Here is a 22,923-nt window from a genome sequence, read left to right as displayed (position 1 = left end):
GGATTAATATAGCTACAATTAAATTAAAAAATTTGGAATTTAAAATATGAAAATTTATAATTTATTTTTAAGCCTTTTTTTATTGAGTGCTTGTTCTTTAAAAAATGAGCAAATCGTTGCAACAAATTTAAAGACTCAAACCCTAATGTTTTCTCAAAAACAAAAGATAAATATAGACGGAAAAAATGCTGTTTTTACGATGAGTTATTTAAATCCGGTTTTAGATTTAGATAGTAAAGATGATGTGTTTGCATTGATTGTTACTCCAAATACGCTTGATTTTAAAAATTTAGAAGTATTTATAAATAATAAGCTTGCAAATATTAAATTCTTAGACTCAAATGATGAGCTTTTAAAATATCTTATTGACAATCAATTTTCTCAATACTTTAAAATTTCTCTCCCGAGTGTTAAAAGCGAGGACAGACTTAAAACTATCGTTTGCTTTGAAGGGGTTAATTGCTTTGAATTGAATTTTGAAAAATACTCGAAATCTTTATATTATCGTTCAAAAGATGTCGATACACAATATAATTAGCCAAAACTTTTTTTCCATAGATACGACTTTCTTGATAAGGCACAAGTTCCATAGATAAAAAAGGTTCAAATTTTCCCGGTTTAAACATATCTTCTCTTGCTAACATTTTGTTCGTAAAACCTATACCACCATTATAAGCATAGGCGATAAAAAGAGGGGATTTTAAACGCGATTGTAAATAATCTAAATGATGATTGCCAAATTCATAAGCAATTTTAGGTTCAAACATAAAATCTTGGTCAAAATTTGGAATTTTAAGCTCCTTATTGTTGATATGATTGGCTAAAAATGGCATAAATTGCATAATGCCTAAGGCATAAGATGTTGAAATGGCTGTTGGGATAAAACGACTTTCTTGCCTTGCGATTGCTAAAATAAAAGCCTGTCTTGCTGTATCATAATCCTTGATATATTCATAATAAGGCATAATAAAATAATTCTTTTTAAATTTAGAAATTCTCTCCATAATAATAGTATAAACAGCAAGGGTTTCTTTGGTGTTAAATTCATCCGCGAGCTTTAAAAGTTTAGCCTCGTCTGCGTTTTTAATTTCTTTAAACAATTTTTGCCAAGCAAAAGGATCTTGCATATTAAAAGAATTTTTTTCTTTGCTAGGATTTGGGATGATAATATGCGGTAAAGCCTTGTTTAAAAGCTCTTTAGCATAAAGACTATAAATATTTATCGTTTCACTTTGGGCTAAATTTTCCAATAAAATAGGGTCTTTTTTGATGAGCCACATCCAAAATAAAGCATTATCTTTATTTTCTTGCATTTTAAAACTTTCGTAAGCTTTTTTAAAGAATTCATAAGCTAAAGCTTCATCTTGACAGACTAAGGCATTCACTCCAAGATAAAAGGCAGAGTCTTCGGTTACGGATTGGGGTTTGATTTGAAGTAAAGAATGTCTAAATTTTGGATTTTCTTTCTTAATGATAATGCCTTGAGCAAAATTTTTAAAAGAAGGATGTGCCGCAATTTTATTGATAAAACTTGCATTTAAATCGGTGTCCATTTTTTTTGAGTAATTATAGAGCCTAAAAAAACCATTTGTATCTTCTTTTTGTGCGATATAAGCCATAGGATTTGGAGTATTAAAGGCAAGTAAGAGATTGCTTAAATCAGGTTTTGAAGAATTTAATCTTTGAGCTAAGCTGGTGCGAGTTTGCGGAGCTAAACTTGAAATGAAAGCAAGGGATTTTAATCTTTCATTTTGACAAGTTAAATTCGCATCGAGTATGGTTTGTTTGGTATAATTATAACATGCAGCAATTTGAGGGTCTATATAGGGTTTAAAGGCTATGATTTTATTCAATTCAGTTTTAATTTTTCCTGCATAACGAAAAATGTGAGTCTTAAGGGTTTGAACTTCTTTTGCGTTGAGAGATTTTTTTTCTAAAAGTCTATAAATATAATAATCTTTAGCCAAAGAATTTTCTTGTTTTTTTAAGGTTTCTAAGCTGTATTCATAGGCTAAAAGATTTAGGGTTAAAAGACTTAAAATTAAAATTTTTTTCATAATAAACTCCCCACAAGTCTCCCAAGAAAAATACTGATAAATTGCAAAATTAAAATGATAATTAAAGGAGCTAAGTCTATATTGCCTATACGCGTTGGAATTTTACGAACAAGCTCATAAGCGGGAGCACTAAGTTTATATAAAATTTGCACTATGGGATTATAAGGGTCCGGATTCACCCAACTTAAAAGAGCGGTGATGACAATAATCCAAGTGTAAATTGTAATAATGATTTGTATGATAGAAACAATTGAAAAAATTAAAGAATCAAGTAACATATTAAATCCTTGCTAAATCATTGATAAAAGGCTTTATAAGTGGATATAAATCACTCAGTTCGGGTCCATGTGTCCTGCCTGTTAAAATAAGCCTTAAAGGCATAAAGAAATTCTTACCCTTAAGCCCTGTTTTTTGCATTAAATTTTTTTTAAAATTTTCATAGTTTTCCTCTGCATTATAGTCCTTAAGTATCGCCTTTAAAAGCTCACATTCATTTTTAAATTCTTTAAAATCTTTTGGAGTAAAAATTTGTTTTAATTTTTCTTTGATTTCATTCAGAGTGCTTGCTTCTTGAGTATAAAATTTGGCTAAAGCACTCAAATCTTTTTCGAAACCTAAAAGCGAATTTAATCTTTCATCACTCAATTTTTTGATGTGTTCTCTATTGATTTGCAAGAGTTTTTTTAAATCAAATTTCGCAGGAGCCTTAGAAATTTTTTTAAGCTCAAACCACGATAAAGCTTCTTCTAAAGTAAAAATTTCACAAGGAGTTTTATTTCCTAACATAATAAGATAATTTATAATCGCTTCAGGTAAAATTCCATTTTCTAAAAGCCATTTCACACTCGAATGAGCTTCTCTTTTACTCATCTTTACCCCAGATTCATTAAGAATGATGGGTAAATGGGCATAGCTCATTTTTTGTTCATATCCTAAACTTTGGCGAATGTGTTCTTGTTTTGGAGTGTTTGAAGTATGATCCTCTCCGCGTATGATGCAAGTAATATTTTCAAGCATATCATCAATAGCACAAGCAAAATTATAAGTTGGGGTTTTATCCGCTCTCATAATCACAAAAGAATCTAAATTTTGAGGTTCAAAAGAAAGCTCACCTTTAATAAAATCACTAAATCGAATGGTTTTTTGCGGTCTTTTAATACGAATGACAAAGGGTTTTTCATTATTTAAAACTGCCGCATCGCTTAAATTTTCACAAGTCCCATCATAGCTATAAGCTACACCTTTTTTCTTAGCCTCTTCTTTTTTTCTTGCTAATTCTTCTTCAGTGCAAAAACACGCAAAAGCCTTTTTTTCACTCAAAAGTTTTAACGCCATTTGACGATGAAATTTTAAATTTTCACTTTGTATATAAAAATGTTGCCATTCTATACCAAAAAGCCTTAAAAGCTCTTTGATTTCCTCTTCTTTTCCTTCAATATTTCTTGCTTTGTCTGTATCTTCTATACGCAAGATAAAGTCTGTATTTTCTTGTTTAGAACAAATATAATTAAACAAAGCCGCCCTTAAATTTCCTATGTGCATATCTCCTGTTGGAGAGGGTGCAAAACGATACATTAAAAAACCTTTTAAATTTTAAAAACACAATTATAACAAAAAAAAATATACGAACATTTAATTTTACTTGCTATAATTATCTTATGGTATTTTTATTGTTTTCCCTTATCAGTTCATTGATTTTTATCTTGGCTAATGTTTATATTTATAAAAGATTGATTAAAAAACTTATCATTTTTAAATACTTCCATAAATTTTTTATATTTGTTTTATTTTTACTTTCTGTCATTCAAGCATCTTTTTTACTCATTCGTGGCAATACCTTAGAGCTTTTAAATGATGAAATTTACTCTTTTTTATCTATGCTTTATGCACCGACTTATTGTTTATTTTTTATGACCTTAATCCTTGATATTATAAGACTCATTTTGCTTTTATTAGGTAAATATAAAAAACCTTACATATCTTTACAAATTGTTTCAAATTTATTTTTGGTTGCTTTAGGGGTCTTTTTCACTTATGTGAGCATCAATAATGCCATTAAAGTCCCTGAAATTAAAACTTTGGATATTAATATTTCCGGACTTGAGCAAGATTTAAAAATCGCTGTGCTAACTGACATTCATTTGGGTAAGAATTTACATGAAGGTTTTTTAGAAAAACTCATTGTTAAAGTCAATCAGCAAGATCCTGATATGATAATGATTGTAGGTGATTTGGTGGATACAAAATCATCAATTTTTGAAAATTATATTTCAAAAATTGATGATTTTAAGTCTAAATATGGAGTTTTCTATGTTCCCGGAAATCATGAGTATTATCATGGTATCAATGAAATTTTACAAACATTAAAAAATAATACCAAAATGCACATCTTGCTCAATCAAAACATGGATTTAGGTTTTATAAATATTGCTGGTTTGGGTGATTTAGCGGGTTTGCAAAAAGGGATTTTAGCTCCCGATTTAGCAAGGGTTAAAGTGGATTTAAACACTTCTAAACCAAGTATTTTACTTGCTCATCAACCTAAAACAGCCTTGCTTTATGATTTGAGTGATTTTGATTTGATTTTAAGCGGACATACACATGGGGGACAGGTTTTTCCATTTATGTTTTTAGTTAAAATCAATCAAGGTTTTCTTAAAGGATTGTATGAATTAAATCATAAAACTAAGCTTTTTGTCAGCACTGGAGCTGGATTTTGGGGACCTAGCATACGCGTTTTTGCTCAAAGTGAAATTGCAATTTTAAATTTAAAAGCACAAAAATGAGTTTTTCAAATCAAAGCTCAAGACTTTTTGGACTCTTAGCTCGGTATAAATTTTTTAAACCCTTGCAAGATTTTATCAATCAAAATTATGTAAAATATTTTAAAATCGACATGGGTGAATTTAAAAATCCTAATGAATATGAAAGTCTCAATGCACTTTTTACACGAAGTTTGCAAAAAAATCGCAAACTTGATGATGGTTTTATAAGTCCAAGCGATGGCAAGATTTTACAAAGCGGACAAGCTTTTTTAGCTGAAAATGAACAATTTGCTTTTAGCATTAAAGGATATACTTATAGTTTAGAAGAGCTTTTAAGAGAAAATTTTGAAAAAAAAGAGCTTGAAAAAGGGCTTGATTATGTCAATATCTATCTTTCACCTAAAGATTATCACCGCTATCATGCTCCTTGTGATTTAGAGATTTTACGAGCTGTTTATACGAGGGGAGCTCTTTATAGTGTGAGTGAAAAGTATTTGAAAAAAATTCCTAATCTTTACACAAAAAATGAAAGAGTGAGTTTAAAATGTAAAAGTGCAAAAGGTTTTATCTTTTGGCTTGTTTTTGTTGGAGCACAAAATGTGGGCAAAATGCGTTTTCATTTTGATGAAAGCATTCAAACTAATGCTAAAACTTCCCATGATTTTAGTCGTGTTTATGAAAATTTAAAACTCAAAAAGGGTGAGGAATTAGGATATTTTGAATTAGGCTCAACCATAGTTTTAATCGCACAAAAAGCTTGTTTAAATTTTAAGATAAAAAACGGGCAAAATCTCAAATTTGGTTCTAAAATTGCGGATTTTATTTAAATTTTGATATTGTAGATAAAATATATTTTTTATTAAGAATTACTGATAGAATATGAGTTTTATATTAATTTTTTATTTTAAATTAAGAAAATTAAATACTTTATAGGACTCATCAGTAGAAAGCCCGAAAGCTTTCTAAATTTATAATGCACCTTTTGGAGATTTAAAAGCAGTAACTAAAGGCAAATCTCCTTTATATTTTTCTATATTAACAAGTCCTGTATGAGCAATATTGCCATTAGCAAGTTTCGAGGTAGGCATATCTAAGGTTAAAACATTAGCACTGCCATATTTGCAAAGTCCTTTTTCATCGGGGTCATACCAACCGCCTTCACAAAGTCTTACGACACCTTCTAAGATATCATCACTCACAACAGCTCCTGCTAAGACTTCGCCTCTTTTGTTAAACACACGAACAATATCACCATTTTTGATGCCTAATTTACTAGCATCTTTTTTATTTATGAGTATAGGTTCTCTGCCCTTTACGGCATATTTTTCCCTTAATGAAGTGTGGCACATTTGAGAATGAAGTCTATTAGCAGGATGATTTGTTAGAAGATGAAAAGGTGCCTCTTTACTTGCATTTCCAAGCCATTCGATAGGTTCAAACCAAGTTGGATGTGCTTTACAATCATCATAATTATATTTTGCTATAGATTGAGAATAAATTTCTATAAGTCCAGAATCTGTGCCAAGAGTGTTAAGTATAGGGTCTTCAATAAAATCTGCAAAACGTATATATTCTACATTTTCATTAGGAGCTTGAAAAGTTATAGGTTCATTTTTTGCCCAAAATTCTTCAAAACTTGGCATAGGAGTTGCAAAAACTTCTCCAAATGATTTTGTTTGATTGAGAGCATTTTCATAATATTCTTTGATAAAATCTTTTGCTTTAAGTCCGTTTTGTGTGTAGGCATTAAAAACATTTTCACCATAGACTTTACAAATATCAGCAAAAATTTCATAATCATCTTTACTTTCGCCCTCTGGTAAAACAGCTTGTTTCATCGGCACAATATGCATATTGGCATAGTCTCCACTCATTGTAATATCATCTCTTTCATAAGAAGAAGTTGCAGGCATAACAATATCTGCCATTTTTGCACTTGGTGTCCAATAAATTTCATTGACAACAATAGTTCGTGGTTTTCGCCAAGCTTTGAGCAAGGTGTTAGTATCTTGATGATGCACCAAAGGATTACCACCCACCCAATAAATAAAATCTATATTTGGATAAGTGATTTTTTCACCATTATGGTCGATTGTTTTTCCGGGGTGGAGCAGGGCATCAGAAATTCTCGCTAAAGGAAAGGAATAGCTTGCTGCATTTTGCAACCATTCAGCTCCCTCGCTTGCGTTATTTGATTGTGCCAAGCCCTTAAATTTGCCATTCTTCCAAATTCCCACACTTAAAGCGGTGATACCACCTATTACTCCGCCTTTGCAAGTAGGCACACCTCCGTTGCTATAATGATAACTAAGTCCAAAACCACCGCCTTTTGTTCCGATTTGTCCTAACATAGAGCAAAGTGTTACAAGCATCCAGTGAGGTTGCTCGCCGTGTTGAGCCCTTTGCATAGCCCAACCGCTCATAATCATTGTAGGATTATCATAAAAATTTTCTGCTAATTCTCGTATGGTTTTCTCCTCTATACCGCAAATTTGACTCGCCCATTTAACATCTTTTTTAATGCCATCTTCTTTGCCTTCAAGATAAGATTTAAATTGTTCAAACCCTGTTGTATAGGTTTCTAAAAAATTATAATCAACTTTTTGCTTAGCAATTAAATGGCTTGCCATACCCATCATTAAAGCTACATCAGTATTTGGCTTAGGTGCTATCCATTTTGCATTAAGAAATTTACAAGTATCAGTTCTAATAGGATCGATGCAGATAACTTTGATTTTGCTTTTTTTAAGTTTTTCAAAATAAGCTAATCCCCTTTGGTCGCTAGCTGTCCAAGCAATCCTTAAAGTAGAAATTGGGTCAGCTCCCCAAATCACCACATATTTTGAATGCTTTAAAATATTATCCCAAGAAGTTTGCTGTTCATAAACTTCTATAGAGCCTACAACATAAGGCATTATAACCTGTGAAGCTCCCGTAGAATAATCCCCGCTAACACCTACAAAACCACCGGTTACATTTAAAAATCTATGCAACAAGATTCTTGCATTTTGCATATTTCCGCTAGATTTCCAACCATAACTTCCGCCAAATATGGCTTGCGTGCCTTTTTGTTCTCTTGTTTTTTTAAGTTCTTTAGCAATCAGTTTAATGGCTTCATCATAGCTTACGCGTACAAATTCGTCTTTGCCACGAAGTTCGGTTTTTGGGTTGTCAGGATTTTCTAAATAGGATTTGCGGACATAAGGATACTTAATGCGAGATTTATAGACCATATCAGCGGTATAATGCTGCAAAGGATTGTCCATATTTGTAACTTTTTCCCAAGGCTCACTTTTAACAATCTTTCCATCTTTTATACTTAATTTTAAAATTCCCCAGTGAGCCGCTGTTATGACTGAACCATTTTTTACAAGACCAGAATTTATCTTAGAAGCTTCAATACCTTTTGCGTGGATAATATTTGGCATTAAAGGTAAGGCAATACTTAAATTTGCACCGATTTTTAAAAATTTTCTTCTGTCTAAACCCATTTTATTTTCCTTTTTTAAAGTCTTTTGCATTTTTTTGTAAATATTCAATGACAAGCCATCTGTCTTTTTTTTCGATTCCTGTTCTGTCTGCCATTGATTTAAAAATAGCCGGCCAAGCATTAGCATTAAATTCTTTTTCTCTGTGTAAAGCATGGCAAATTCCACAATTATTTGTAAATTGCTCTTTAGCTTTTGCTAACATTGCTTGATTATCTTTTGCAAATTCCTTTTTATCCGCCCAAATTTCAAGGCTAACTTTATCCCATTTGCCACTTTTAGAAGCGGTTTTTTGAGAAAAATCCAACTTTGTATTTTTAGAAAATGCTGCAACGATAATCCTTTGATAATCATTATAATAAATTACCGATGGTGCCTTTGGATTAACATAGCCGGTTATTTTAATAAAAACCTTATCACCCTCTTCTTTTAAAACTTCAAAAGCATTTGTAGGAAGCAATCTTCCAGAAATCTTTTTGTCGTTTTGATGAGAGTAGAGAGATAAAACTTCATCACTATACACTAGATTTTCTTTTCCCCATAAAAAAGATACGAGAATAAAATAAAACAATGTTTTTTTCATCTATTCATCCTTTTTAAAATTTAAAAACTAAATAATATTATAACACAAAAATTTAAAATGTATCAAAGATAAATGAAAAATATCATTTTATATTAACTTAAAAATATTCATCTAAAAAAATCATTTTTAAAAATATAAAAATCTTATTTTATAGCTATTATAAAGTTTTTTATTTTGTATTTTTTAAATGAGTTTTAAAGGCAAATTGATAAAAATATATCTTTAAAATTAAAACATTTTTTAAGCTTTATTTATCCGATAAAGCTTAAAAAACAATTAAGAATTAAATTCACATAAACTTCACAAAATAAATTTAAACTTTTATTATTATTTTTAATGAAAGGTCAAAAATGAAATCAAAAATTTTTATGCTTTTAGCCTTAAGTTGCATTGCTTTTTCCGTTGAGTCAAATTTAACTCCACAAACAAATGTTATGCCAGCACCTGCTCCACAAACACCAGCAAATATGCCAAATCAAACTCCACCTGCTCCGTATCCTCAACATAATTATGGATTGCCCCCAAAAATTATGCAAACTATCAATCAAATGTATCCGGGTGTTTATGTTCGCGATATTGATTATGAAGCTTATGGTTATGAAGTTGAGCTTAGCAATAGAATGGAGCTTTTTTTCGATAGAGAAGGAAAACTTCTTGGACAAAAATACGATTATTAAATCCAAAATATAAGCTTATTTTTCATTTAAGAGATAAGCTTATAATTTTTTCAAAATTAACTCATTTAAAAATAAAAGCTTAAAAAAACCATTATAAAATATTTTAAAATTTAAGATTAAAAGATTTTTTAAGAAACAAGAAGAAATTTCAAATGATTTAAAAACAGAAAACCAAGAACTCAATGAAAACAAAATAAGATTAGAAAGTGAGATAAATTCTTTAGAAAAAGAAATGAAATCTTATAAGGATAAAGAAAATATCTTTGAAAACCAAAACAAGGAATTTTATAGACTTCAAGCAATAAATGAAATTTTTGAAGAAAAAGAAAAATCTTATAAAGAAATCATTGCAGAATTAAAACAAGAAAATAAAAATACAGAAAACAGAATTAATGCTTTATTAGAAAATCTGATACAAAATTCTCAACAAAACATTTTACAAGATAATGAAACAAAACCTAAAAAGAGAAGCAGAAATATTTTGGGATAAAAAAGAATAAATTTTTTAGTTTAAAACATAATGGAAATTTAGAGTAGCCTCTCACTGAAGAGTTCCCCGCAACTTTTGGCAGGTTAGCCCTCTAAATTAAAATAGTTATAATATAATAATCTTATAATTTTATTAAAAAAGGAATAAAATGAATTTTTCTTTAGAAAATAATGAATTATTAAAAATAGAATCCTTATTAAAAGATTATCCTCAACTTTTTACAAAAGATTTTAAAAACCGCATTAAAAAAGTATGAAAGTTTTACATTTTAAATATTTATGGGGAGCTTGCAGAGAAGCTGAAATTGTTTTAGAAAAATATCCACAAGACAATCTTTTTGAAAAAATAAAAAATGATTTTAGCGGTATAGTTTTTCTATTATTCAACTTTTTTAAGCTAAAAATTTGAAAAAAGAGCAGAAATTAAATGCAATTTAATAAAAAAAAGCCATATTATCATTAATAAAATATTCATTATTGCAAGATTTAAATAAAAATCATCAAAAATTATATTAAAGATATACATAAAAAAATAACAAAAAAGATGGACAAAAAAGAAGTTTTTATAAAAACTTAAAAAAATAAACCAAAATATAGCAATGTAAAATAGCAAGATGGGAAATAAAAAAATAACATAAAGCCTAATTTCTAAATTCTTAAGCTTATACAAAACAACAAACACAGCACACACCAAAGCAAGAACCAAACTACACACAAACCAAGCAATTTGTCCGCTTGATATATTGTCTATTCCTTTGCTTTCTAGTTTTGCTTTGAGTTTAGAATAAATAGGAATTTGCAAAATTACTCCTAATATAATAAGTTATTCTATTATAAGATAATTTATTTAAAATTTTGATTGTTTCAGTAAGAAAAAATTTCTTAAACTATCATAAATTTACTAAATTCTTTGACTTCATACCATTTTTGATCTATTTTATCCCATTCTTTATTTTTAAGATATTCTTGTCTTAATGTTTCATCTGTTTTATCTAACTCATCAGGAGTTTTACCTTTAGTAAGTCCTAAAAAGGCATGGGGAATGTTCCAATCCATAGGGTGGATATAAATCGTTACATAATATTTCATTTATAAAATCCTCCATTTGATAACCAATAAGCTAAATACCACCAAAAACTATTTGCAAATGCAAATACTATCCAAAAACTTAATTTATGAATTTTATATTTTATAATATTTCTCTTTTCTAATAAAAACCAAATAGTAAAAATGCAATATGACACAATGTAAAAAACAAGGCATAGTTACCAAATCCATTTAAAATATCTATATTTATTATTATTAAATGAATAAATCTAATAAAATAAATAATAGGTAAGAAAAATATGAAATAAGATATTATAGTCAATCCACAACAAGCAAAACAATCTAATATGAATTTAGCAAAATTAAATTTGTTATTCATAGATATCCCTTGCTATACATTGATTATTTTTTAATACCTTATTAGTCGTAACATTAACAGAATTCATTCCAATTCCAAAGCCCCAAAAACCATCATTAAATTCATTAGCTTCATTTTTCATTTTTGTAAAAATATCATTACCTTTTTTAAGATTTACCAATGCTTTGTGGTTATAATATTTTTGATTCACTATATGTTCTAAAGTGATTTTTATTTCTTTATATCCTCTAGGATAATTTTCATCTTTGATTCTTTTTTTTATTGAAATCTAATTCATAAATCTTTCTAGGGATATTGTTGGAGTCTTTAAGGAAATCAAAGTAAAAATAAGAAGCTTGTGCAAGTTCGGCATAGTCTTTGAGATTATTGATTTGAATTCTCGTTCTTTCCATATTATCTCCAAAGTTTTTCTATATAAAACATAAGAATCTTTTTTATCCCGACAAGATATAGCCATATAAATGGCAAACTCAATAAGTAGCAATATTGATACCATTCAGGGAATATCACAAATAAAACAAATGCTATTATAGGAATAAGCAAATATAGCACATATCTTTTAAAAAATAATTTAAAATCATTGATATGAGAATTATTTTCATTGCACCAAATTTCAAAATCAACAGGAATTTTAAAAATACATAGAAAATATAAATAAGGCATAATGGCTAATGCTAAAGCAAAAAAAAGCTTCCAAAAAAGTCGGGTTGATACGCCATTCCTAATGACATAATAAATATCAAAACGCAAAATCCTAACCAACCAATATATAAAATTTTAAAAAATGTTTCCATTCTTATCCCCTAAACCCCATAAGGAACTTCCCTATCAGAGAATACTCCAGAGCTTACTAAATCTTGCATTATAGCATAATCCTCATTATGTTTTTTAAATCCTCTTGCACTAGGAAGTATGCTTGCAACTTGTGTGCAAGGTTCTCCACTTGTAGGAGGATTAGGACAACCTATGATAGAGCTATACAATAAATCAGTTTCTAAAATAAAAGGAATATTCTTATCTTGAATACTTTTACCTAGATTAGATTTCAATTGCACAATTCCTCCATGAATGCATTTAATTTCGTTATCTTCTAGTATAGGGTGAAGCATTGCAATGCTTAAAGGTTTTGATTGTTTTTGTTGTTTTGTTTTAAGTTCTGCTTGTTGTTGTTTTTCTTGAGATTCTTTGTTTGTTAATTTGAGTTTAATGTTTAAACTAGAATCTAAGAGGGAATAATTTAGAAGAGTAAGAGTAGAATAGTTTAAAAAGATAGTCAGTGTGCCAAGATTATATTCTTCATCTTTTTTTTGGGGGGGGGGAGAAGTAGTAGATAGGTTTTAATTCATCTAATCCTATGTTTCAATGAGGATTTGGAAATGATTTTGATTAGTAGTAGATAGGTTTTAATTCATCTAATCCTATGTTAGATTGAGAATCTAATGCACCGAAGAAGTATTGAGAGAGAGGATTAGAAGATTCTGTGCCTCCTGTGAGTTCTATGCCCATAAAATATAATTTAGAGTTTAGAATGTCTATGTTTTTGGATTCTAATTTCTCTATATCAATGATTTGATTATCATAAGCAAAGATTGTTTCTTTTGTTTTGGTTGTGTTTGTTGTTTCAGACATTTTCTATCTCTTTTACTACCTGATTGACAGATTTTCTTAATTTATGTAAAGCTTTGCTCCAATATACTAAGTTATCATTATCACTCAAGATTCCTAAATAGCTCTGATTAATAGCCTCTATATAAGAATCGCTAATTTTTCCATAATCGTATTTGTGATATAGAATCCTTGAAATTGTTTTGTCTTTGGGGATAAGGATATAAGGCGAGAGCTGATTAAGACTCCAATTGTTGGCAGGGATATTTGGGTCTAATTCGTTTTCATCATAAGATTCATAGTTGCTTTGTTTATTGCTTAGTTGTATCTTTTTTGTTTTCTTGTTGTAGCTTATAAAAGTAAAGCTTCCTTGTAAATCATTTGCCTTTTTGATTTGAGAGCTAAGAATCTTATCAAGCATTGTATAGACATATCTTAATCGCTCTCTTTTGTGTTGTAATTTCTCTTTCCACTCTGTGAGTGTAGCAATAAATCCCTCCTCTTGACTAGAACATTTGATGTTATATTTGGATAAACGATTATAGTTTGGCTCTAAGGTACACGCAAAGCGATTATCTATCATTCCTCTAGCCCACTTCCTAAAAGCTTTTGTTCCTTTAATAGATTCTAAATCTTTATCAATACTCTGAAATTTATTAAGGACAAGATGATAATAAGCTAAATCTTGCAAGGAATCTTTAAGGGTATTGATAAGATTAAATTCTATATCAAAAACTTGTTTTAAAAAGTATTTGCTTATTTGATAAGTAGGATTTGGATTAGGCATTATATCAGGCATCCATTCTTTTAAGTCTATTACTTCTATACCAATAGAATCTAGTTTGTGTAAAACCCAAGTGACGCAGTTGTGATATGAATATTTATTGATGGTGTTAGAATTATAATATAGATTCTGCTTTAGACTTTCAAGACTTACCATTTTGCTATCATCTTTTTGTAGATTGGGATTTCTATCCTTTGTTTTCTCTACTTCTTTTTTAATCTCATCAAGTAAGCTTTCATATTGCTCTTGTGAGACTTCAAAAATACAGCGATTGTATTCTCTAAAAGTGTCTTTATCTCTTAAAATATAGTCATAATGTTTAGCTTTTTCATTCCATTGTGGAGTATATTGATTATTCTCAAACACTTTACCCCAATGGCTAGGAGCAGATTCAACAGGAGCAAAGCCAAAAAATCCCTCATCTTTAAAATCATTGTCTAATATACTAGGATAAATTTGTTTATACCATTGAAAATCTATTTTATCCCATTCTTTGTTTTTAAGATATTCTTGTCTTAATGTTTCATCTATTTTATCTAACTCATCAGGACTTTTTTCTTTAGTAAGTCCTAGAAAGGCGTGAGGGATAGAAACAGGTATTTTATCTAATTTTGGTTTCATAGGTTCTATGTATAGGGTTATGAAGTATGGCATTAAAATCCTTATTTCGTAAAATGATAATATAAAATATAATAAAGATAAGTAGCAAATAAAACCCATATTATATAACTAAAAATCAAACTTATTTTATGTATTTTATAAAAAATATTTATTATAAGAAATGAAATAGCACTTAAAGAGAAAAAGCCAACAATAAATTCCGATATATCGATAATAGTATGAATGTCAATATTAAAGAGGCATTCTATAGGGTATAAGAACCATTGTATAGGGTATATGAGCCATTGTATAGGGTATAAGAACCATCTCAAATCATCACTTTTAATTAAATAAGAATATATAAATGGAGATATTATTAAAATTCCAAAACACAAAAAACAATCTGAAATAAACTTATCCCATTTGAATTTTTCTTTTTTTTGCATAACTCATTTTCCTCACAAAACTAAATCTTGCATTAGTGGATATAGATTGTTATGAAGTATGGCATTGAAATTTCTATCTTCCGTGACTAAAAAAATAACACGCAAATATACCATAGTATATCACAAAAATCAACGATAACAATAGACTCAACTTGTGTATTTTATAAAAGAAATTGATTATAGAAAGTGCAATTGTACTTTCCAAAGCAAACCAAAAAATAATCTCCGATTCAATCCAACCTATATCAAAAAACCATTGTATAGGATATAAGCCAAAAAACCATTGTATAGGATATGAATTAATAATCCATTGTATAGGATATGAATTAATAATCCATTGTATAGGATATAAGCCAAAAAACCATTGTATAGGATAAAAAAACACAAATGGAGATATTATTAAAATTCCAAAACACAAAAAACAATCTAAAATAAACTTAACCCATTCGAATTTTTCTTTTTTTTGCATAACTCATTCTCCTCACAAAACTAAATCTTGCATTAGTGGATAATCCTCATTATGTTTTTTTAATCCTCTTGCACTAGGAAGTATGCTTACAACTTATGTGCAAGGTCCTCCACTTATAGGAAGATTTTGTTGCCTTAATTATTTTTTTACGCAAGTTCGCATTCATTTTGCACCCTTTTGTTAATTGCGTGATAGCTTTCACTCCAATAGTCTTTTATCTCTTTACCTTCTAAAAATTCAAAATAAAATTCATTTCTATCTTTTTGGTATTCTTGTGAAATATTACCATAATCATACTTATGATAAAGCATTCTTGAAATCATTTCATCTTTAGGTATAAAAATAAAAGGATAAAACTCATTGGCACTAAAATTATTTGCTGGGATACTTAAGTCTAATTCATCAATTTGTTGAAGCTCATAGTTGTTTAATGGGTCTAATATAAAACCCTGATTATTGCTCACATAAATAAACAAGAATCGTCCTTTAAGACTTTTAGTTTTATCGTTTAGTGATTGCAAATATTCAGCCAATCTTTTATAAACCTTAATTGTTTTTTCTCTACGAGCCCAATATGTATAAAATCGTTCTTGTTCCTCTATGGTGCAAACTAATGGTGTTGTCAAAACATCGTTATTTCTCCTATCTTTTTTATCGCTTAAAATGCATTCCATATATTTATTGCCAATCATTTCATTAACCCATTTTATGAATGTTTTTGTTCCCAAAATTGATTCCAAATTAGAATCTATAGCTTGAAATTTGAGGAAAATATTATGTGTCTCTCTTATAGAATCAAAAATATCCATAAAAGAACCGGGTATATTAAATTGCTCAAATACATTTACACCAATCATTCTTAGCTGTTTTTGCAACCAATGAACACAGTTGTTGTTTTTAATGTGATAATTGAAATTTTGATTGATTGGTTTTTGACTATTGGGTGTAATTTCTTTTGTGGTGTTAAAATCATCTTTAATATTTGCAAGTAAGGTTTCATATTGTTCTTGTGAGATTTCTAAGGTGCAACGATTAGAAGGGTAGAAAGTTTGTGAACTTCTTAGTTTTTTAATAATATAGCAATTTTTATTAACATTGTTATCCAATACATATTGGTTATTATCAAATACTTTTCCTATAACACCAGAAAGCACACCAATCTCATACCATTGCCCACCTCCACCAAAACCCCAAAAACCATCATTAAATTCACTAAATTTTTTGGCTTCATACCATTTCTTATCAAAATCTTTCCAATCAATATTTTTAAGTTTTTCTTGTATTAATTCTTTATCTTGTTCATCTAACTCATCAGGACTTTTTCCTTTGGTAAGTCCTAAAAAGGCGTGAGTGAAGTCTTCTGTATCAATAAAATTTTCATTTTCACAATCTAAAAAGCATTCCACCAATGGTTCAATATAAATTGTTACATAATATTTCATTTATAAAATCCTCCACCAAGATAAAACAAAGTATAAGTCAATACCATATAAACAAAATAAAATAAAAAAGTATATAATAATCTTTTTTGTAAAAAATAAAATACAACGCAAAGGGCTATGCATAAAATCAAAATAAAATAAATATTAATTTCAAGAACAAAATAACAATAGCTTATTATCCAATTTAGTGTTATTGGAATTAAATTTTTTATATTAAAAAAATTTATTATAAAAATAATCCACATAAAAATAAATAAAAAAAAGTGATTTGTAAAAACACAAGTAAAAAATTTAAAAAAAACTTCAAAAGTAAGAAATCTAAAATCCTCAAAAGATATTGATCTGACATTTGCAATTAGAATTAACAAAAATAACATATAGGTAAAGACTACACTACACACAAACCAAGCAATTTGTCCGCTTGATATATTGTCTATTCCTTTGCTCTCTAGTTTTGCTTTGAGTTTAGAATAAATAGGAATTTGCAAAATCACTCCTAATATAGATAAATTGTTTTATTATAACTAATTTTCTTAATATTTTTAAATAATTTAAATTCTTTATTTTTAAGATATTCTTGTCTTAATGTTTCATCTGTTTTATCTAACTCATCGGGACTTTTACCTTTGGTAAGTCCTAGAAAAGCGTGAGTGAAGTCTGAACCTTTCATATTCCACAAATCTTTTATTGTTTGAAATTCCAATAACTCGTCAATATAAATCGTTACATAATACTTCATTTATAAATCTCCCTAATGATTAACTTCTAAATAGTACAATAAGAAGGAACAGTGTGCAAGTATAACCCATGGCAAATAACAAAACGCTAAATATAAATTTTCTTTTGAAAAAAGCCAACAAAAGCAATATGCTTACCCCACAACAAATAATAAAATATATGCTAAAATATTTAACTGTTATAATTGTTAAAAACATCATTATACCAGACAAAACCAAAGGAATGGCATTGTAAATATATAATAGATTAAAAGGAATGCAAAAGTATATGATAAAAATAAATAGTTGCCATCGAAACAATTCAAATATTGCTAAAAATAAATTTTTATCTTCAACAATCCCTGTAAAATAGACAATAAGAAAAGTCACCAAAGCAAGAACCAAACTACACACAAACCAAGCAATTTGTCCGCTTGATATATTGTCTATTCCTTTACTTTCTAGTTTTGCTTTGAGTTTAGAATAAATAGGAATTTGCAAAATTACTCCTAATATAATAAGTTATTCTATTATAAGATAATTTATTTAAAATTTTGATTGTTTCAGTAAGAAAAAATTTCTTAAACTATCATAAATTCACTAAATTCTTTGGCTTCATACCATTTTTGATCTATTTTATCCCATTCTTTATTTTTAAGATATTCTTGTTTTAATGTTTCATCTATTTTATCTAACTCATCAGGACTTTTACCTTTAGTAAGTCCTAAAAAAGCGTGGGTGAGGTCGATTTGCTTAGAAATTTGAGAAAATTTTGCTTTAAATAGCAAAGAAAAATCAACATGCTTTAACATTTCATCTTCTAATAACTCATCTACATAAATTGTTGCATAATATTTTATTATTTCTTTCATTTCGAAATAGTTCCTTCTAAAAGTCCATAAGGTATTATTTCTATAAATATTGCAATTTCAAAACAAAAATACATCATTAAAAATAAAAATTTAAATTTTAAGTGCAATTTATTTATGAAATCAAAGTGGAGTTTAAAAAAATAAAATGTAATTTGCCAAAAAAGCACTTTTGAGATGAACACTATAGTTTATAAAAAATTGTAAAAATGCAAAATGATTTTGTAATAATTTTTTTATTTTTGAATTTTTATTTAAATTTTTCAAAGCTTTTTATAAAAAAATCGCGTCTAAAATCATTGAAAATTATCCTATTGACACGATATTATAAAACAAATATTCATTTTAGAAAAACAAAAATTATATCATCATCGATTTATTATTAATTCATTTTGGTGTTTTATTTGCCATTTGATAAATAAAGGCAAAAACTTCAGCCACTGCTTTATACATATTAGGTGGAATTTCATCACCAAGGTCGAGTTTGCTTAAAATTTCAATCAAGTCTTCATCTTCTTTAATCGGCACCCCATGTTCTTTAGCCAAAGAGATAATCTTTGCCGCACTTTCACCTTTTCCACTTGCTAAAACCTTAGGAGCCTTATGTAATTCTTGATTGTATCCTAGTGCAACAGCTTTTTTTATAGCTTTTTTGATTTTACTCATACTTTTTTATCCATACCCATTTCAAGGTCGTAATTTTTTATATTTCTTAGGTCAAATTTAGAGCGAATAATATCGCCCACAAAGAAATTTGCACTTAAAAGTCCTGCTTTATTAATATTTCTTTTAAGTTCGTGAGCATTTTCATAAATAGTCTTTCTAAAATTTTGATTTTCTGCCATAATATTAATATCAATATATTTTTCATTATTTAAAGAAATCAATATTTCTAAATTTCCAAGTTTAACAAATTCAAGTTTAATTTGAGCAAAAAATTTGTCCTTTTTTCCTCTTCTAAACATCACCTTAGAATCATTTAAATCGTCCCAAAAAAATGGTAAATAGGTATTGATAGAATCGTTAGCTAAGGACATGAGCTGATTGACTTCAATTTGTGCTAATAAACGATTGGCTTGATTATATATGGCTTCATTGCCTTCATTTTTGGCTAAATTTGAAACTTGAAGCAGGGTGGATTTAACATCATGCCGAATTTCATTTGCTATGTCTTGTTCTGTTTTGATTTTAATGTTTTGAAGGTCTTTAGTGGATAGATTGAGCTTGTTTTCTAAATTTTTAAGTTCATTAAGATTGATTTTAGCATTTTGAGAATGTGGGTCAAGTTGTTTAAGACTTTCGTTAATTTTTCTTGATAAATTGGATAAATCTTTACTTAAATTTTCAAGCTCTTCCAAATTTCCATTTTCAGTGCTAAAAGCTAAATTCTTAAAGGAATTTTGTTTGATAGATTCTTTGATTGCATTTGAGGTGTTTTGGTTAGAATTATTTTCAAAGCCTTTGGAAAATCCCTCATTTTTCTCACTCGTTTTATTTAAAAATTCTTTATTTTCGCCCGTTTTACTTAAATTTTCTTTGTTTTCACTTGTTTTATTTAAATTCTCTTTATTATGTTCATTTATTTTATTTGAATTTTCTTTATTTTCATTTTTAAAATCTTTTAGCCCCTCATTGTCTTTTGCTGATTTTTCTGTGTGTTGTTCTTGTTTTAAAATTGCGTTGTTTTTATTATCTTTTAAATTTTCATTGCTTTGCAACTTTGAATCTTTTTCTAAATTTGGTTCTGTTTTCTCACTCGTTTTATTTAAAAATTCTTTATTTTCGCCCGTTTTACTTAAATTTTCTTTGTTTTCACTTGTTTTATTTAAATTCTCTTTATTATGTTCATTTATTTTATTTGAATTTTCTTTATTTTCATTTTTAAAATCTTTTAGCCCCTCATTGTCTTTTGCTGATTTTTCTGTGTGTTGTTCTTGTTTTAAAATTGCGTTGTTTTTATTATCTTTTAAATTTTCATTGCTTTGCAACTTTGAATCTTTTTCTAAATTTGGTTCTGTTTTATGATTATGCTGTGGAATTTTAGAGGAAGGAATTTTTTGATCTAAGCTTTGAAACTCATTTTGCTTTGGAGTATTTTTTGCTTCTAAGATATTTTTTAAGGTATTTTGAAGTTTTTCAAAACTTTGAGCACTTTGTTTGAGTGTATTAGGGTCTTTAATCATCAAATTTTCAGGCTTACTAAGAGCTTTAAAAAAACTATCCTTTATCAAATTAATTTCTTTTGCAAGTTTATTTGCAATTTGTATGATTTTATTTTGAGCAATATTTGGGTTTTTATTGATGTAGTTTTTGAAATTTTCTATTTTTGCTCCCAGCTCTAAAAGGACTTTAAAATTGCTATTTTTTAAAATTTCTTTATTCTCATAGCGGTTTTCATTGATGATATTTTTAAGCCCTTTTAAAGTTTCTTCGGGGCTTAAATTCATTATTGCAAGTTTGGCAATTTGATTAGAGATATTTTCACTGCTTAAAGATTTAATCGTATTTAAAAGATTGTGAAAGCTCTTCGGTAAAAATTCCTCATTTAAAGCATCTTTAAGTTTAGCTTCAAAAAATACACCCGAATTTTTAAGCAAGGGAGCAAGATTATTAGCTTTAATTTCACTTGCAGGTTTTAAAATTTGCTCAAGTTTATTTAAAACTTCGGTAAATATATCGTTTTTGCCAAGTTCCATGCTAAGAGTTTTAAGCTCGTTAGCAAAATTAGGAGCAAAATTAAGATTATGACCTTGTTTTAAAATAGGAGAATCGGGATTTTTATTTGCATTGATTTGTTCAAGAAGTTTATTGACAAGTTCTTTAAGTTTTTCGCCCACTTGATTTTGAGTGAATTTTTGTAAGATTTCTTCAGAACTTGCATTTTGACTTAAACCTAAATTTTGTTTTAAGGCTTGAGTTAAAGCCTCTTTAGAATTTAATTTTTCTTTGCTGTCTTTAAGATTTGAATCCGTTTTTAAATCGCTTTTTGGAGCATTTGCTGCTACTTGTCCTGCGTAAAGTTGATTAATCATTGATTGTTACCATTCCTAAATTCTTTTTGTAATTTTTATTCAAAATATTAGGTTTATTGAGAGCAAAAATGATTAAAAATCCTAAATTGATAAGATAAAACCAAATAAAACCTGAAAAATTAAAAAATTGCATTAATACCCCTAAAATCAAAGGTGAAATTAAGGAGCTTAAAGAATAGCAAAAAAGAACCCCGCGTCCGACTTCTACGGCTTTATTTTTATCCCTTAAAACATCATTTGCTCGGGCTAAAGCTAAGGAATAAAGGCAAAAAATTCCAACCCCCATAAAGAATGCTAAGAGATATTGAAAATAAATTTGTGGTTTTGAAATCATAAAAATTAATAGAGTGATAAAACCTACACTTGCACACGCGATGATTGCAAATTTGCGTCCAAGTTTATCCGAAATATTTCCTATAAACATTTGAGCAACTAAACCTCCTATCATTGCACAAAACATAAAATATGAAGCAATTTTAGCATCAAAACCCTGCAAAAGCATAAATAAAGATGCCATAGAAAAAAATCCATTCACAAGCATTCCAGCGATGAAACTCGTTACTATAGCCAAAGGGACTAAATCGAAAATTTTAGGAATAGAAATTTTACTTTCTTTTGGGGGTAAAGGTTCTTTGATTTTAATTAAATTTAAAGGAATGGATGAAAGCAAAATCAAAACCGCACTGCTTATAAAAATCGTAATTTTGTCTAAATTTAAAGAAAAGATTAAAATTCCAAGACCAAAAGAAAGATAAAAAATCACCTCATAAAAACTAAGTATTCTTGACCTGACTGAATTTTTAGCCTTTTCATTCAACCAAGATTCTGTGATAATGAGTAAACTATAATAACAAACTCCGATTAAAAATCGCAAAAAGGCCCAAAAAATTAAATTTTCACTCAAAATGTGCAAAATGGCTGAACTTCCAAAAATTGCAGCAAAAATTCCAAAAGAACGTATATATCCTATTTGAGTGATGATTTTTTGAGCAAAAATCGTTCCAAACATTGCCCCTATAAAAAAGAAAGAATTAATCGCACCTATAGTCAAAGAGTCCAAATTTTGCTGTTTTAAAATCACACCAGCTGAACTTACAATCAAACCATTTCCGATAAACATAAAGGATATTCCAGCAAAAAGGGCTGTCATTGAACGGATAATTCTTTTAGGACTCATATTTCACACGCAAAGTAAAAAATAATACACAGATTAATAAAGCTGAAATTCCGCTTAAGTATCCTAAAATCGAAAGATGATTTTGGTTTTTTAAAAACAAAAATCCAGCAACTAAAATTCCATAAGCTAAAAATTTCATCAAAGAAAAAAATAGGGCGAAATTTTGCAATTTTTCTTTAAAATTTGGTTTTAAATCGTCATTCATTTCTTTAAAATTTAGAATTTTTTGATTTTTTTTCATTTTTTTTAAGAAAATCATTAGGGGTTTTTTTTCAAAATGATATTCTTTTGTTTTTGC

Annotated in this window: 25 protein-coding genes; 5 read left to right on the top strand and 20 right to left on the bottom strand. The window is 28.3% G+C overall.

The features are described 5' to 3' along the window. Window positions 1-46 precede the first annotated feature (46 nt). On the top strand, window positions 47-538 hold the full coding sequence (locus tag CCUN_RS05125) for a hypothetical protein (protein ID WP_027305434.1): 492 nt from the start codon (window positions 47-49) through the stop codon (window positions 536-538). Here the strand turns inward: CCUN_RS05125 and CCUN_RS05120 are convergent. From CCUN_RS05120 to gltX, 3 genes are read right to left on the bottom strand one after another with little or no spacing between them, the layout of a single operon-like run. Next, window positions 456-2,057 (bottom strand): lytic transglycosylase domain-containing protein, encoded by a 1,602-nt coding sequence (locus tag CCUN_RS05120; protein WP_035175728.1) that lies wholly within the window; start codon window positions 2,055-2,057, stop codon window positions 456-458. The two genes, CCUN_RS05125 and CCUN_RS05120, sit on opposite strands and share 83 nt — an antisense overlap. Beyond that, entirely contained in the window at window positions 2,054-2,335 is a 282-nt protein-coding gene (locus CCUN_RS05115) for a YggT family protein (RefSeq protein ID WP_027305432.1), read from the bottom strand. Before CCUN_RS05115 ends, CCUN_RS05120 begins: the two co-directional genes overlap by 4 nt. Before the next feature lies 1 nt (window position 2,336). Next, window positions 2,337-3,632 carry a glutamate--tRNA ligase gene (gltX, locus tag CCUN_RS05110; protein WP_027305431.1) on the bottom strand — a complete coding sequence of 432 codons (1,296 nt, stop codon included), beginning with the start codon at window positions 3,630-3,632 and terminating at the stop codon, window positions 2,337-2,339. A gap of 83 nt (window positions 3,633-3,715) precedes the next feature. On the opposite strand from gltX, the gene CCUN_RS05105 reads away from it, so the two are divergent. Further along, window positions 3,716-4,843 carry a metallophosphoesterase gene (locus CCUN_RS05105; protein WP_027305430.1) on the top strand — a complete coding sequence of 376 codons (1,128 nt, stop codon included), beginning with the start codon at window positions 3,716-3,718 and terminating at the stop codon, window positions 4,841-4,843. Beyond that, on the top strand, window positions 4,840-5,649 hold the full coding sequence (locus CCUN_RS05100) for a phosphatidylserine decarboxylase (RefSeq protein WP_027305429.1): 810 nt from the start codon (window positions 4,840-4,842) through the stop codon (window positions 5,647-5,649). The genes CCUN_RS05105 and CCUN_RS05100 overlap by 4 nt, the downstream gene beginning before the upstream one ends. Before the next feature lie 141 nt (window positions 5,650-5,790). On the opposite strand, the gene CCUN_RS05095 is transcribed toward CCUN_RS05100, so the two are convergent. Next, window positions 5,791-8,313 carry a molybdopterin guanine dinucleotide-containing S/N-oxide reductase gene (locus tag CCUN_RS05095; protein ID WP_027305428.1) on the bottom strand — a complete coding sequence of 841 codons (2,523 nt, stop codon included), beginning with the start codon at window positions 8,311-8,313 and terminating at the stop codon, window positions 5,791-5,793. Between the two features lies 1 nt (window position 8,314). After that, window positions 8,315-8,893, bottom strand: coding sequence for a cytochrome c3 family protein (locus CCUN_RS05090; RefSeq protein ID WP_027305427.1), 579 nt, complete (start codon window positions 8,891-8,893; stop codon window positions 8,315-8,317). Between the two features lie 350 nt (window positions 8,894-9,243). Here CCUN_RS05090 and CCUN_RS09610 point away from each other — a divergent pair, with 350 nt between their 5' ends. Further along, entirely contained in the window at window positions 9,244-9,570 is a 327-nt protein-coding gene (locus tag CCUN_RS09610) for a PepSY-like domain-containing protein (RefSeq protein ID WP_027305426.1), read from the top strand. Window positions 9,571-9,802: 232 nt separating this feature from the next. Further along, a complete protein-coding gene (locus CCUN_RS05080; protein ID WP_027305425.1) occupies window positions 9,803-10,060 on the top strand; it encodes a hypothetical protein in 258 nt (85 codons plus the stop codon). Window positions 10,061-10,456: 396 nt separating this feature from the next. On the opposite strand, the gene CCUN_RS05075 is transcribed toward CCUN_RS05080, so the two are convergent. The 15 genes from CCUN_RS05075 to CCUN_RS10060 all read right to left on the bottom strand — a co-directional run bounded on the left by CCUN_RS05075 (window position 10,457) and on the right by CCUN_RS10060 (window position 22,866). Then, a complete protein-coding gene (locus CCUN_RS05075) occupies window positions 10,457-10,861 on the bottom strand; it encodes a hypothetical protein (protein WP_085296646.1) in 405 nt (134 codons plus the stop codon). Between the two features lie 80 nt (window positions 10,862-10,941). Beyond that, window positions 10,942-11,148 carry a hypothetical protein gene (locus CCUN_RS05070; protein ID WP_085296645.1) on the bottom strand — a complete coding sequence of 69 codons (207 nt, stop codon included), beginning with the start codon at window positions 11,146-11,148 and terminating at the stop codon, window positions 10,942-10,944. A gap of 329 nt (window positions 11,149-11,477) precedes the next feature. Further along, window positions 11,478-11,645 carry a hypothetical protein gene (locus CCUN_RS09930; protein WP_197548207.1) on the bottom strand — a complete coding sequence of 56 codons (168 nt, stop codon included), beginning with the start codon at window positions 11,643-11,645 and terminating at the stop codon, window positions 11,478-11,480. 79 nt (window positions 11,646-11,724) lie between these two features. Next, complete coding sequence (locus CCUN_RS09905; protein ID WP_174564654.1) at window positions 11,725-11,877, bottom strand: hypothetical protein; 153 nt, start codon at window positions 11,875-11,877, stop codon at window positions 11,725-11,727. Window positions 11,878-12,288: 411 nt separating this feature from the next. After that, window positions 12,289-12,534 carry a hypothetical protein gene (locus CCUN_RS09790; protein WP_169732374.1) on the bottom strand — a complete coding sequence of 82 codons (246 nt, stop codon included), beginning with the start codon at window positions 12,532-12,534 and terminating at the stop codon, window positions 12,289-12,291. Between the two features lie 337 nt (window positions 12,535-12,871). Further along, complete coding sequence (locus CCUN_RS09785; RefSeq protein WP_035175904.1) at window positions 12,872-13,114, bottom strand: hypothetical protein; 243 nt, start codon at window positions 13,112-13,114, stop codon at window positions 12,872-12,874. Further along, window positions 13,107-14,528 carry a hypothetical protein gene (locus CCUN_RS05040; protein WP_027306063.1) on the bottom strand — a complete coding sequence of 474 codons (1,422 nt, stop codon included), beginning with the start codon at window positions 14,526-14,528 and terminating at the stop codon, window positions 13,107-13,109. The genes CCUN_RS09785 and CCUN_RS05040 overlap by 8 nt, the downstream gene beginning before the upstream one ends. Before the next feature lie 1,007 nt (window positions 14,529-15,535). After that, window positions 15,536-16,831, bottom strand: a complete 1,296-nt coding sequence (locus CCUN_RS10065; RefSeq protein WP_027306060.1) for a hypothetical protein — start codon at window positions 16,829-16,831, stop codon at window positions 15,536-15,538. Window positions 16,832-17,327: 496 nt separating this feature from the next. After that, window positions 17,328-17,570, bottom strand: coding sequence for a hypothetical protein (locus CCUN_RS05015; protein ID WP_051521733.1), 243 nt, complete (start codon window positions 17,568-17,570; stop codon window positions 17,328-17,330). Window positions 17,571-17,589: 19 nt separating this feature from the next. Then, complete coding sequence (locus CCUN_RS05010; protein WP_085296643.1) at window positions 17,590-18,048, bottom strand: hypothetical protein; 459 nt, start codon at window positions 18,046-18,048, stop codon at window positions 17,590-17,592. 80 nt (window positions 18,049-18,128) lie between these two features. Then, window positions 18,129-18,419, bottom strand: a complete 291-nt coding sequence (locus CCUN_RS05005; protein WP_085296642.1) for a hypothetical protein — start codon at window positions 18,417-18,419, stop codon at window positions 18,129-18,131. A gap of 384 nt (window positions 18,420-18,803) precedes the next feature. Beyond that, window positions 18,804-19,082, bottom strand: coding sequence for a FlhB-like flagellar biosynthesis protein (locus CCUN_RS04995; protein ID WP_027306048.1), 279 nt, complete (start codon window positions 19,080-19,082; stop codon window positions 18,804-18,806). Further along, window positions 19,079-21,448, bottom strand: coding sequence for a flagellar hook-length control protein FliK (fliK, locus tag CCUN_RS04990; RefSeq protein WP_027306049.1), 2,370 nt, complete (start codon window positions 21,446-21,448; stop codon window positions 19,079-19,081). The genes CCUN_RS04995 and fliK overlap by 4 nt, the downstream gene beginning before the upstream one ends. Beyond that, the gene (locus CCUN_RS04985; RefSeq protein WP_027306050.1) at window positions 21,441-22,625 is read right to left on the bottom strand and encodes an MFS transporter; all 1,185 of its coding nucleotides are present in this window, start codon (window positions 22,623-22,625) and stop codon (window positions 21,441-21,443) included. Before CCUN_RS04985 ends, fliK begins: the two co-directional genes overlap by 8 nt. After that, window positions 22,615-22,866, bottom strand: coding sequence for a hypothetical protein (locus tag CCUN_RS10060; protein WP_240471204.1), 252 nt, complete (start codon window positions 22,864-22,866; stop codon window positions 22,615-22,617). The genes CCUN_RS04985 and CCUN_RS10060 overlap by 11 nt, the downstream gene beginning before the upstream one ends. Window positions 22,867-22,923: the final 57 nt, after the last annotated feature.

Source organism: Campylobacter cuniculorum DSM 23162 = LMG 24588 (assembly GCF_002104335.1).
Taxonomy (GTDB): domain Bacteria; phylum Campylobacterota; class Campylobacteria; order Campylobacterales; family Campylobacteraceae; genus Campylobacter_D; species Campylobacter_D cuniculorum.
This window is presented reverse-complemented; position numbering and strand designations above follow the sequence as displayed.